The following is a 12,814-nucleotide window of genomic DNA, read 5'->3' as shown; positions in this document are numbered from 1 at the left end:
ACCGAAGCTACGGGTAATAACACCAACGATACGAAAACAGTCGTAACAAATAAAGATGGAGGTAAAGAAGATGGCTGAATTTAAGCGTCACCGCAGATTAAGACAATCTGCAAATATGAGAGCATTAGTAAGAGAGACATATGTACATATTGATGATTTAATCTACCCATTGTTTATTACAGAAGAGGAAAATGTCAAAACGGAGATTTCCTCTATGCCGGGAATTTATCAATTTTCCATTGATCGTTTGCAAGAGGAACTGGATGAGGTTCAAGCATTAGGAATTAAATCAGTGTTATTATTCGGAATTCCAAAAGAAAAAGATGAATGTGGGACACAAGCATTTCATGACCATGGGATTGTCCAAGAAGGAATTAAGTATATCAAAGCAAACTATCCAGAAATGGTTGTTATTGCTGATACATGTTTATGTGAGTATACAAGCCATGGACATTGTGGGGTAATTGAAGCAGGAAGAGTATTAAATGACGAATCACTAGAATTGCTTGTAAAAGCAGCTGTAAGTCAAGCTGCTGCAGGAGCAGATATTATTGCCCCCTCTAATATGATGGATGGATTTGTTGCTGCAATTAGAAAAGGATTAGATGAAGCAGGTTTTCTTGATGTTCCAATCATGAGCTATGGCGTGAAATACGCATCTGCTTTTTACGGTCCATTCCGAGAAGCGGCTGATAGTACACCGCAATTTGGGGATCGTAAAGCTTATCAAATGGATCCTGCAAATCGCCTGGAGGCATTCCGAGAAGCAGAAAGTGATGTAGTAGAAGGAGCAGATTTCCTAATTGTTAAGCCGGGTCTCCCTTATTTAGATATTGTTCGAGACATGAAGAATGAATGGAATTTGCCGATTGTTACTTATAATGTTAGTGGAGAATACAGCATGGTCAAAGCGGCAGCAAAAAATGGCTGGATTGATGAAGATAGAATTATTATGGAAACAATGATTAGTATGAAACGTGCAGGAGCAGATTTAATCATAACTTATTTTGCTAAAGATGTTGCACGTATGTTAAAAGAACAATAAGGGAGGAAACTCATATGCGTTCCTATCAAAAATCTGAAGCTGCATATAAAGAAGCAGTAGAATTAATGCCAGGAGGGGTAAATAGCCCTGTACGTGCATTTAAATCAGTTAAAAGAAACCCTGTCTTTATGGATGCGGGTAAAGGATCTAAAATTTATGATATTGATGGCAATGAATATATTGATTATGTCTTATCATGGGGTCCACTTATTTTAGGACATGCGGATGATCAAGTAGTCGAAGCTATCAAAAAAGTTGCAGAAAAAGGGACTAGCTTTGGTGCTCCTACCCTAATTGAAAATCAACTTGCTGCTCTTGTACAAGAGAGGGTACCAAGCATTGAAATTATTCGCATGGTTTCATCTGGTACAGAGGCTACAATGAGTGCGATCCGTTTAGCTCGTGGCTATACAGGTAGAAATAAAATTATTAAATTTGAAGGTTGTTACCATGGTCATGGCGATTCCTTGCTTATTAAGGCTGGTTCTGGTGTAGCAACACTTGGTTTACCAGATAGCCCTGGAGTTCCCGAAAGCGTGGCTGCAAATACAATTACGGTTGCTTATAATGATTTAGAAAGTGTTAAATATGCATTCTCTATGTATGGAGAAGACATTGCGGCAATTATTGCTGAGCCAGTTGCAGGAAATATGGGGGTAGTTCCTCCGAAGCCAGGATTTTTGCAAGGTCTGCGTGATGTTACGACAGAATATGGGGCTTTGCTTATTTTTGATGAAGTAATGACCGGTTTCCGTGTGGACTACGGTTGTGCCCAAGGCTATTTTGGTATTAGCCCTGATATTACTTGTTTAGGTAAAGTAATTGGTGGAGGCTTACCTGTTGGTGCATATGGAGGAAAAGCAGAAATTATGAATCAAATTGCACCAAGTGGACCAATTTATCAAGCAGGTACATTATCAGGTAATCCACTTGCCATGACAGCTGGATTTGAGACATTATCTCAATTAACACCAGATACGTATAAAATATTTATTGAAAAAGCAGATCGTTTGGAAGAAGGCTTGAAAGAATCTGCTGGAAAATATGATATTCCGTTCACAGTAAATCGCGCTGGTTCTATGATTGGTTTCTTCTTTACCAATGAAGATGTAAAAGATTATGAAAGTGCTAAAACGTCTAATCTTGATTACTTTTCTGCCTTTTATAATAGCATGTTAGAACAAGGAGTATTTCTGCCTCCTTCTCAATTTGAAGGAATGTTCTTGTCCACAGCATTAACAGATGAGGATATTGAACACACAATTCGTGCTGCAGAACAAGCTTTTTCTACGTTGAAAGCTTAAATAATAGGCAATTTTCTAGGAGATTATTGTTTTCAATAGAAAATTCATTATTTAGAAATACTGAGCAGCCTAAATCCTGGGACGTCTACTTGGATTTAGGCTGCTTTCATTTATTACACTGATGGAAGTTTTCTTTAGGTTGAGCAATTTTAACTAAAGATATTTTCTTATTTCCAATGAATCATTCAGAACTGTCGATTTTTTGCCCCTTTATGAAAATATGGTTATTATGATATGATGCAACTAGTAATAAGGACAAGAAGGGATATTTCATGGATTCATTTGTAAAGATGGAGCAAGTTACTTTTACTTATGATAATAATACAATTTTAAATAAGATAAATCTGACGCTAAAAAAGAGTAAATCATATGCATTAATCGGTAAGTCTGGAGTTGGTAAAAGTACACTCCTCCACCTTCTCGCTGGTTTACTGATACCAACTGAAGGAGAAGTGCTAATCGAAGGGAACCGAATTCAGCATCCAAGCAAGGATATTGGATTCATGTTTCAAGACTTAGGTCTTTTTCCTTGGCTAAAAGTTTGTGATGCTATTTCGATGCCAATAAAATTAGATAAACGGAAGTCGAAACAGGAAATAAAGGAAAAAGTAACAGCGTTAATAAGAGAAGTTGGATTAAGTGGAATGGAGCATAAATATCCGGCAGAGTTAAGTGGAGGACAAAAGCAAAGGGTGGCATTAGCAAGAACATTAATTACTGAACCTGAGTTGTTGTTAATGGATGAGCCGACTTCTACATTAGATGAGATGACAAAAGAACAAATTCAACAGTTAATATCCGAGCAGGTTGAAAAAAGGCAAACGACGTTACTTTTTGTTACTCATAATATAGAAGAAGCAGTACTTCTTGGGGAGTATATTTTATTGCTACGGGATAATGGAGACATCGAGACTATCGCTAATCCGCTATTTGGAGTCGATAGAGCGAAAGAAAATTTGTCCTTTTATAAAGCATGTATTGATGTTCGAAAAAGATTAGCGGTGGTACAGGAATGAAGAGAATCATTAGAAATCAATTGATCATAGGTTTTATAAGTGTCAGTTTATTTTGGTATATTGTCTATTTTTTGTTACAGTCCCATACCATCCCATCACCATTTTTAACAGTTATTTATATGTGGAACGAAAAATATATGTTGCTTCTGCATGCAGGAGCTAGTTTATTGAGAATTATCATTGCCCTTTTTATTTCTTTGTTAATAGGAGTCCCATTGGGAATTATTTTAGGGAAAAACAAGAGGATCAATACCTTGTTATCACCTTTTTTATATTATATATATCCAATACCCAAAGTAGCGTTTCTACCGATATTTATGATTTTATATGGGCTGGGAAACCAGTCTAAAATAACGCTAATAATTTGGATTATTGTTTTCCAGATCATTTTATCGGTTAGAGATGGGGTATTACAAATACCATCAAGTTATTACAAGGTGATGGAAGGTTTTCAGGCCCCCATATATCAGCAACTAATCTATTTAATTTTCCCAAGTGTGCTTCCAGCGATATTTACGGGAATAAGAATTAGTATAGGGATTAGTTTAGCGACATTATTTTTTGCAGAAAACTATGCAACAACTTATGGGATTGGCTACTATATAATCAGTGCATGGACGAAAATGAATTATGAAGAAATGTTTGCAGGGATTGTGACCTTAGGATGTATTGGTTTATTATTATTTATCTTATTAGATAAATTAGAATTAAAAGTTACACCTTGGAATCATAAATAAAGGTTTATTTCAATAGATAGAATCTGTTGAAATAAACCTTTTTTGATTTAAACGGTAAAGGCTGTTTTTCGAAATGTTGTCGCCTGTCTCGCTAGTTCCTGAGTCTATGGTAACAAAGTGAAGTCTGTTAATTCTTCATAAGAATAGTTTTTCTTAATTTGCCCTTTAGCTTTTGTCCATTGAACAATCGAATCAAAGGAGTCCTTTAGAACTGCACCTGCATATGGAAAGTTTTCCTTTGTAGATAAATAGTTGCTCATAGCATCAGGGAATTGATATTTAGTTAGTATATCGCCGTATTCTTCAGCCTTCCTATTATTCATATAGTCAATGGCTTTATTATAAGCTTTATAGAAAGCTTTGATATCTGCTGACTTGGAAGAAACCATTTCTTCTGAAAAAAGAATCGTTCCTCCTTTAATTCCTGCATCTGCTGAGCTTCCTAAAAGGTGGGCTCCTTGGCTAACTAGCATACTAGCCTGTGGTTCTGTAAAGACAACTCCATCTACTTTATCTGCAATCAGTGCCTCTGCACGACCAGAAAAAGAAGGAATTTCAACGATATTATAAGTGAAGTCTTCTTTAGCTGCGAAATCATCCATAATATATTCCAAGATAAAGTTCGGCACTAATGAAACATTTTTTCCATTTAAATCTTTCATCTCTGTAATTCCTGAATTGGGAGAGGAGAGAATTTTGAAATCTTCACTTATATCGGAAGTAATCTTCATCTTAATACCATTTTCCATAAATGCTGCTGCTGTCATTACATCAGCGATTGTACCATCTAATTCACTCGCTTGGATTGCAACATTACGATCTGTTGGAGCGGAGAAGGACTTTATTGATACGTTTATTCCTTCTTTGGCAAAGTATCCATTTTCCTTTGCTAAAATAATAGGTATCGCAGATTCTGCCGGTAATATTCCGATGGTTAGCTCTTCACCAGATGGTTTTTCTGTGTTATTGCTTTCTTTATTATCTGTTTTGGTTGTAGTGGTATTTCCACAAGCAGCAGTAAATAAAACAAATACTAATAATAAGGTTAGCGTCATTATTTTTTTCATCTTTTTTTCTCCTAGTTTGTTACAATTTTTTTGAATGTCTCTATGTCCATTAAATAGGGAATAGCATTTCTTTTTAATAAAAGTGGATCAGTTTGCTTATTATTGTGACCATTTTCACAAGTGAAGGCAAGTTTAAACTCTTTTTCTTTTAAAGTAGAAACATTGGATTCGTTAAATAAACCAAATGGATAGGCGAATACATTTTTATGTTTGATTAGCGAATGGTTATTACATACATCTAGGTCTTTAGCAAAGTCTTCTTTTCTGGATGTCATTAATAGACTTTCTGACTCGCTTGTTCGGACATGCATATAATGAGTGTGGTTGGCATATTCAAAAACATCCGTCATTTCACTTAGATCGTTTATAGATAAACAGACAGATTTTTCTTTTTCAAACTTGCTTTTACTATCATGCAACCAGCCTGTTACAACAAATGCTGTTGCATGAAATTGATATTTTTTTAGAATCGGATACGCATATTCTTTTATAGATTGAAAGCAGTCATCAAAAGTAAGTAATACTGATTTTTTTGGTAAAGGACCTCCTTCGTAATATGCCTTTACTTCATCTAAAGTTAAAGGGTGAAAATCATTGTTAAATAAATACTCCATTTGCTGTTCAAATTTTTCTAATGTAATGAAAAGGGGGGAAGGCAAGAAATCATTATAATCTTGCTTTACATCGATTGGATGCTGCTCGGATGCTTGAAAATCTTCCTCTTTTCTTATTTCGTGATACATTAGCACGGAAAAAGCCATTTTAGAACCTCCTTTTTAGATAAAGGCTGTTTTGTAAAGTTTGTTGCTATGATCTACAGCCAGAATAAACTTCGCTTAATTTATTTTTCCTATTGAAAAAGCAACAATCTTGTAGAAACCAGCCTAGATAAAAATTATAAATTGGTCTACATTTCCAATTTATTTAATTTTGTTAACTTGGAAATCTGCTTTTATTATATAAGACATTTATTAAAAAAAGCGGTAGAAAATGCAATTAGTTTTAACAATTTGGTGTATGAATTCAGAAAAATAAGTTTATTTGAATGGTGATTCTTTAAATTCCTTTCTTGTTGAGACAAACAAATGAAAGAAATATTCATAAAGTGTTACAGACAATCATAAGTTTTTAAAGACAATAGTGATATATACGTGAAAGGAATGAGAGGAGGAGTCGCTTTGTCTCAAGAAAATTCGTCTATCTTACGGTTTTCGTTGGAAGAGTCAGTCTGGTTTCAAAAAGGACAGGAAGTAGCAGATCTGCTTTCCATTTCACTTGATCCCAATATAACAATCCAAGAGAACGATCAGTATATTATCATTCAGGGCTCTTTAGAGCTAAGTGGTGAATACAAGCGCTATAATGAGGGAGAACAAGAAGAAGAGGAGGCCTTTAAGGCACCTAAATTAATTCATTCTGTAATGGAGAGAGAGGAAGGGGTATGTGAATTTTTACATCATTTCCCTGTAGATATTACGATTCCCCTTACAAGAGTCACAAGTATCAATGATGTAGAAATAGAGATTGATACGTTTGATTATGTCTTTCCAGAAAGAAGTTGTTTAAATTTAACAGCCGATTTAACTATTTCAGGTCTCGCTTCTGAAGAGGAGGAAGTAGAAGAAGATGTAGCAGCAGAGGAAGTAGAAGAGGAATTGGAACTAGTTTGGCGCAGTCCAGTGGCAGAGGAGGCTGAAGCAGATTCACTAGAAGAACCTGTTGAAATTGCTGTTAGTCCATTCCAAAATGTTAGCCCGTTATTGGAAGAACAGCGTGCAGAAAAGGAAGCGGAGGATGATTTATATACTCCATTTGAATTGGAAGTTAGAAAGACACCAGAAGAAGACGACGAATGGAGCACAAACGAAAATGCAAATGTGCCTTATTTTTCTGAGATTTCTAGAGAAGAGGAGCTTACTTCTATAGAGCCAGCACTAAAAGAAGAATCAACTTCAACAGCTCCAGAGATGAAAATTTCTTTATGCAGAAGTGAGGAAAGTGTATATTCTGCAGAAGAAGTTTTTCAAAAGCCGCAACAAGAATCTTCCTCTTTAGCCAAGCAAGAGAAGGTAGCTCTGGAAGAAGAACTAGAATTATCATCTTCTCCTGAGATTTCTAGAGAAGAGGAGCTTACTTCTATAGAGCCAGCACTAAAAGAAGAATCTACTTCAACAGCTCCAGAGATGAAAATTTCTTTATGCAGAAGTGAGGAAAGTGTATATTCTGCAGAAGAAGTTTTTCAAAAGCCGCAACAAGAATCTTCCTCTTTAGCCAAGCAAGAGAAGGTAGCTCTGGAAGAAGAACTAGAATTATCATCTTCTCCTGAGATTTCTAGAGAAGAGGAGCTTACTTCTATAGAGCCAGCACTAAAAGAAGAATCTACTTCAACAGCTCCAGAGATGAAAATTTCTTTATGCAGAAGTGAGGAAAGTGTATATTCTGCAGAAGAAGTTTTTCAAAAGCCGCAACAAGAATCTTCCTCTTTAGCCAAGCAAGAGGAGGTAGCTCTGGAAGAAGAACTAGAATCATCATCTTCTCCTAATGAAGAGCCTAAAAAGAAAAAAGGACTATTTAGCAAAAAGAAATCACTCACCTTTACAGAATTCTTTGCTAGAAAAGAAGAAGAGAAGCATACGAAAGTGAAGGTTTGCATTGTTCAGCAAGGTGATACATTAGAAAAATTAAGCAATCGCTATAATGTAAATATTCATGCATTGTTGAAGGAAAATAGAATGGAAGCCAATCAAGATGTGTATGAGGGGCAAGTTTTATATATTCCAGGAGACTTTGTAGAGAAATAAAAAACAAACAGCAGGCAGGGGCTTTCCTGCTTGACTGTTTTCTTTTGGCTTTTTCAACTGTTTTAGAGGGGGAAAAACGAGTGTTTTACAGAGCAAATTGAAAATTGAATAGGAACTATTCCAGAGCTTATCAAATAAGCTATTTTCATGTTGTAAGTAAAGGCCCAATTTGTTCACCTAACCATCTATAGAAAGGGATAAGATGGCTGTTTCACTTTATAAGAAAGTGTGGGCGGATATGAATGAAAAAAACATATTAAAGAAATATACACCTATTTTAAAACCATATGCAGTAGAGCCAAATTTCGTAGAAGAGTTTGGCAAAGTAGCCAAGATATACAGCAATAAAGGCACTTTTGCATTAAAACGGATTGATCCTCATAATGGTGCTGATTTCACACGTCATATACGAACACTTTATCAAAAAGGCTATAACAGGATTGTTCCGATTTATCCAGCTGTGGATGGCAGATATGCTATTCTTTATGACAACAAACTGTATTATTTAATGCCTTGGCTGCCAAATGAGGAAAGAGAAACATATTTCAAAAAACATCAACAAATGTTTCGTGAGCTTGCAAGACTTCATATTTTAACTTCTAAAGAAGTGAAAATTGATAAGGAAGATCGACAAGAGCATTTCGAAAATACGCAATTAGATATTGAAAAAGAACAAGAGTTTTTAGATGGTTTTATTGAGCAATGTGAAAATAAGGAATATTTGTCTCCATTTGAATTGATGTTTTGCATGTATTATCATGACATTCGTCAGGCGTTGATATATTCGGAGACTAAATTAAAAGAATGGTATGAAGAAACAAAGGAAGATGAAAAAGCAAGAGTTTCCATCATTCATGGCAAACTATCCCCAGAGCATTTTCTATATGATGATAGAGGCTATGGCTACTTTACTAATTTTGAAAATGCCAAATATGGATCAGCGAGCCATGATTTACTACCATTTCTCTCCCGTTCATTAAAAACTGCTCCAAAGCAAAATGAGGAATGTATTGAGTGGCTTTATACGTATTTTAATCATAATCCATTAAAGTATGATGAAATGCTATTGTTCTTAAGTTATTTAGCCCATCCCGGACCTGCCATTCGGATTTGCGAGAAATATATGAAAGCAGATAAGAAAGACATTAATGAACGGAAATATGCTCAAAAGCTACTTAAACAGTATTGGCTATTAAAAAATACAGAATATGTCGTCATGCGAGTCGATGAAATAGAACGACAAAAAAAGGCGCAGCAAGAAGCTGCCGAACAAGCAGAGACCCAGGATTAAAAACTTGGGTCTATTATTTTGTGTCTAAATAGGCACGATTGTTTTTTCCTATACATATTGTAATGACAAACATAAAAATAGAAATGAATAAAATAAAAAAAATTAGGCAATCCTTATTGACGAGAATAAGATATTTTCGGTAGTATAACATATATAAAATAAATTATTAAGGCAATGACAGGGAGTAGTACAATGTCCGTTGTTTCAAAGAGAGGAAATCAGTTGCTGAGAGATTTCCATTCAACCCATTGGAATGTAGCCCTCGAGCTTCTTTTGCGAACGGTTTGCTTATTAGTAAAAGACGGACAGTATCCGATATCATCTTTTAAAGAGCCAATACATTTTATTGTGTTTGGAAAAAAGGTGGTACCGCGAAAAAACTCCATTCGTCCTTTTAAGACGAGTGGAGTTTTTTTATTTGCTTTAAAAAGTACAAAGGACAGGATTAGGAGGAAATGAGGATGGATATGAAAGAAATCTCCATGCCGACAAAGTATGATCCAGCAAGTATTGAAAAGGGTCGCTATGATTGGTGGTTAGAAGGCAAGTTTTTTGAGGCTAATCAGGACGAAGGAAAACAACCATATACAATTGTAATCCCACCACCAAACGTAACAGGTAAATTGCATTTAGGTCATGCATGGGATACTACGTTACAAGATATTTTAACAAGAATGAAAAGAATGCAAGGCTATGATGTATTATGGCTGCCTGGTATGGACCATGCTGGTATTGCAACGCAAGCTAAGGTAGAAGAAAAACTTCGTGCCCAAAATATTAGTAGATATGATCTTGGTCGTGAAAAGTTTGTAGAAGAAACATGGAAATGGAAAGAGGAATATGCAAGCCATATTCGTGCCCAATGGTCGAAATTAGGTCTTGGCCTAGATTATTCTAGAGAAAGATTTACATTGGATGAAGGTCTTTCAAAAGCAGTTCGTGAAGTTTTCGTTTCTTTATATAATAAAGGGCTTATCTATCGCGGGGAATACATTATTAACTGGGATCCGGCAACAAAAACAGCACTTTCTGATATTGAGGTAATCTACAAAGATGTACAAGGTGCATTTTATCATATGAAATATCCTTTAGCAGATGGATCTGGTTATATTGAAGTAGCAACAACTCGTCCAGAAACGATGCTTGGTGATTCAGGTGTTGCTGTTCATCCGAAAGATGAAAGATATCAGCATTTAATTGGCAAGAAAGTCGTTCTGCCAATCATAGGAAGAGAAATCCCGATTGTTGCTGATGATTATGTAGAAATGGACTTTGGTTCGGGTGCTGTTAAAATGACTCCTGCACATGATCCAAATGATTTCGAAGTAGGTAACCGTCATAATTTAGAAAGAATTCTTGTAATGAACGAAGACGGAACAATGAATGAGCGTGCTGGTAAATATGAGGGAATGGATCGCTTTGAGTGTCGTAAGCAAATCGTCAAAGATTTACAGGAATTGGGCGTTCTATTCAAAATGGAAGAGCATATGCATTCTGTTGGTCACTCTGAACGAAGCGGTGCAGTAGTGGAACCATATTTATCAACGCAATGGTTTGTTAAAATGCAACCATTAGCTGATGCAGCAATCGCGTTGCAAGATAAAGAAGCAGAAAAAGTTAACTTTGTACCAAATCGTTTTGAAAATACGTATATGCGTTGGATGGAAAATATTCGTGATTGGTGTATTTCTCGTCAGCTTTGGTGGGGACATCGAATTCCTGCTTGGTATCACAAGGAAACAGGCGAAATCTATGTAAACGATGAAGCGCCGACAGATATTGAAAATTGGACACAAGATACAGATGTATTAGATACATGGTTTAGTTCCGCACTATGGCCATTCTCTACATTAAATTGGCCAGACGTAGAGGCGGAAGACTATAAGCGCTATTATCCTACTGCTGCGTTAGTAACTGGTTATGATATCATTTTCTTCTGGGTATCCCGTATGATTTTCCAAGGAATTGAGTTCACTGGAGAAAGACCGTTTAAAGATGTATTAATCCATGGGCTTGTTCGGGATGAGCAAGGTCGCAAAATGAGTAAATCTTTAGGAAATGGCGTAGATCCAATGGATGTTATTGCTAAATATGGAGCAGACTCCTTACGTTATTTCTTATCAACAGGAAGCTCACCAGGTCAAGATTTACGTTTCAGCATTGAAAAGGTAGAATCGACTTGGAACTTTGCTAATAAAATTTGGAATGCTTCCCGCTTTGCGTTAATGAATATGGATGGTTTAACATATGATCAAATTGATTTAACAGGCGAAAAATCAGTTGCAGATAAGTGGATTTTAACGAGATTAAATGAAACAATTGAAACAGTTACACGTCTTTCAGATCGTTATGAGTTTGGAGAAGTTGGAAGAGTTCTTTATAACTTTATCTGGGATGATTTTTGTGACTGGTATATTGAAATGGCGAAGCTTCCATTATATGGGGATGACGAAGCAGCAAAGCTAACAACTCGGTCTATTTTAGCTTATGTACTTGATAATACAATGCGCTTATTACATCCATTTATGCCATTCATCACAGAAGAAATCTGGCAAAACCTTCCGCATGCTGGGGAATCAATTACAGTTGCGAAGTGGCCAGAAGTTAATCCAGCCTTCTCAGATGATAAGGCTGCAAATGATATGAAATTGCTTGTTGAGATCATCCGCTCTGTTCGTAATAGCCGTGCGGAAGTAAACACACCAATGAGTAAAAAAATCAGCATTTTATTAAAAGCTAAAGATGAAGAAATCAAAACAACTCTTATAGAGAATAAATCTTTTATTGAACGCTTCTGTAACCCAGAAACATTAAGCATTGATATAGATATTGCTGTACCGGATAAAGCAATGACTGCTGTTGTAACGGGTGTTGAAATTATTCTTCCATTAGAAGGATTAATTAATATGGAAGAAGAAATTGCTCGCTTAACAAAAGAGCTAGAGAAATGGAATAAAGAAGTAGAACGTGTTCAAAAGAAACTAAGCAATGAAGGCTTTGTGAAGAAAGCGCCAGAAAAGGTAATTAACGAAGAAAGAGCAAAAGAGCAAGACTATTTAGAAAAGCGTGCAGCAGTAGAAGCACGTATTAACGAACTAAAAGGTTAATTTCATAGTAGAACGAAGGGTGTCTCCACTATCAAAACCTTTGAGGCACCCTTCTTCTGTTGATGGAATCTTTACTTTTAAAATGATACTAGATAAAGTTTATTAGAGAATACACTATCTAGCAGATTGAATACATGTAGACTCCTGCGAGAAAAGCGAGACAGACGAGACCCCGCAGGAATGAAATGAGACCACTGAGGCCACTGAAAAAGTCTTTTTTTCGAACGAAATTAAGACCAAGCATGTTTGAAAGTAAAAATAAGGTTGGTTTGGAGAGGCGTCCGCTCGACTCCTATGGGAGCTGCGAGAAAGTCCGAAACCCCGCAGGAACGTAGTGACGAGGAGGCTTGGCGCTCGCCCCATGGAAAGCGAGCGGACGCCTCGGAAAACAAATCCATTATCTTATGTTTGAAACATGACGATTGTCCACCATCATTAGTTAGCCA

The 12,814-nt window shown here is 36.1% G+C and carries 9 protein-coding genes and 1 other annotated feature; of the genes, 7 read left to right on the top strand and 2 right to left on the bottom strand.

The window, feature by feature from the left end; translation table 11 throughout:
• Nucleotides 1–70: 70 nt before the first annotated feature.
• From hemB to HHU08_RS17010, 4 genes are all read left to right on the top strand, one after another.
• Nucleotides 71–1,045 (top strand): porphobilinogen synthase, encoded by a 975-nt coding sequence (hemB, locus tag HHU08_RS17025; protein ID WP_016201741.1) that lies wholly within the window; start codon nt 71–73, stop codon nt 1,043–1,045.
• A gap of 14 nt (nt 1,046–1,059) precedes the next feature.
• On the top strand, nt 1,060–2,349 hold the full coding sequence (gene hemL / locus HHU08_RS17020) for a glutamate-1-semialdehyde 2,1-aminomutase (RefSeq protein ID WP_169188927.1): 1,290 nt from the start codon (nt 1,060–1,062) through the stop codon (nt 2,347–2,349).
• A gap of 272 nt (nt 2,350–2,621) precedes the next feature.
• Complete coding sequence (locus HHU08_RS17015) at nt 2,622–3,365, top strand: ABC transporter ATP-binding protein (RefSeq protein WP_169188926.1); 744 nt, start codon at nt 2,622–2,624, stop codon at nt 3,363–3,365.
• Entirely contained in the window at nt 3,362–4,102 is a 741-nt protein-coding gene (locus HHU08_RS17010) for an ABC transporter permease (protein ID WP_169188925.1), read from the top strand. Before HHU08_RS17015 ends, HHU08_RS17010 begins: the two co-directional genes overlap by 4 nt.
• 104 nt (nt 4,103–4,206) lie before the next feature.
• Here the strand turns inward: HHU08_RS17010 and HHU08_RS17005 are convergent, their stop codons facing one another.
• Together HHU08_RS17005 and HHU08_RS17000 are read right to left on the bottom strand one after the other, a co-directional pair.
• Nucleotides 4,207–5,169, bottom strand: a complete 963-nt coding sequence (locus HHU08_RS17005; protein WP_169188924.1) for an ABC transporter substrate-binding protein — start codon at nt 5,167–5,169, stop codon at nt 4,207–4,209.
• Between the two features lie 11 nt (nt 5,170–5,180).
• Nucleotides 5,181–5,930 carry a polysaccharide deacetylase family protein gene (locus HHU08_RS17000; RefSeq protein ID WP_169188923.1) on the bottom strand — a complete coding sequence of 250 codons (750 nt, stop codon included), beginning with the start codon at nt 5,928–5,930 and terminating at the stop codon, nt 5,181–5,183.
• 417 nt (nt 5,931–6,347) lie between these two features.
• Between HHU08_RS17000 and spoVID the strand changes: the two genes are divergently transcribed.
• The 3 genes from spoVID to HHU08_RS16985 all read left to right on the top strand — a co-directional run bounded on the left by spoVID (nt 6,348) and on the right by HHU08_RS16985 (nt 12,368).
• Complete coding sequence (spoVID, locus tag HHU08_RS16995) at nt 6,348–7,970, top strand: stage VI sporulation protein D (RefSeq protein ID WP_169188922.1); 1,623 nt, start codon at nt 6,348–6,350, stop codon at nt 7,968–7,970.
• Between the two features lie 202 nt (nt 7,971–8,172).
• Nucleotides 8,173–9,261 (top strand): spore coat protein YsxE, encoded by a 1,089-nt coding sequence (gene ysxE, locus HHU08_RS16990; RefSeq protein ID WP_224427548.1) that lies wholly within the window; start codon nt 8,173–8,175, stop codon nt 9,259–9,261.
• A 165-nt stretch (nt 9,262–9,426) separates the two neighbouring features.
• Nucleotides 9,427–9,658, top strand: a binding site (T-box leader).
• A gap of 64 nt (nt 9,659–9,722) precedes the next feature.
• Entirely contained in the window at nt 9,723–12,368 is a 2,646-nt protein-coding gene (locus HHU08_RS16985) for a valine--tRNA ligase (RefSeq protein WP_169188920.1), read from the top strand.
• The last annotated feature ends 446 nt before the right edge of the window (nt 12,369–12,814 follow it).

This window comes from Niallia alba (assembly GCF_012933555.1).
Lineage (GTDB): Bacteria > Bacillota > Bacilli > Bacillales > Cytobacillaceae > Niallia > Niallia alba.
The sequence above is the reverse complement of the archived record's forward strand: the minus strand, read 5'-3'. Positions and strand labels throughout refer to the sequence as shown.

Excerpts from the sequence above, each read along its gene's own strand:
- hemB (WP_016201741.1), top strand. The coding sequence starts at position 71 with ATGGCTGAATTTAAGCGTCACCGCAGATTAAGACAATCTGCAAATATG.
- hemL (WP_169188927.1), top strand. The coding sequence starts at position 1,060 with ATGCGTTCCTATCAAAAATCTGAAGCTGCATATAAAGAAGCAGTAGAA.
- HHU08_RS17015 (WP_169188926.1), top strand. The coding sequence starts at position 2,622 with ATGGATTCATTTGTAAAGATGGAGCAAGTTACTTTTACTTATGATAAT.
- HHU08_RS17010 (WP_169188925.1), top strand. The coding sequence starts at position 3,362 with ATGAAGAGAATCATTAGAAATCAATTGATCATAGGTTTTATAAGTGTC.
- HHU08_RS17005 (WP_169188924.1), bottom strand. The coding sequence starts at position 5,169 with ATGAAAAAAATAATGACGCTAACCTTATTATTAGTATTTGTTTTATTT.
- HHU08_RS17000 (WP_169188923.1), bottom strand. The coding sequence starts at position 5,930 with ATGGCTTTTTCCGTGCTAATGTATCACGAAATAAGAAAAGAGGAAGAT.
- ysxE (WP_224427548.1), top strand. The coding sequence starts at position 8,173 with ATGGCTGTTTCACTTTATAAGAAAGTGTGGGCGGATATGAATGAAAAA.
- HHU08_RS16985 (WP_169188920.1), top strand. The coding sequence starts at position 9,723 with ATGGATATGAAAGAAATCTCCATGCCGACAAAGTATGATCCAGCAAGT.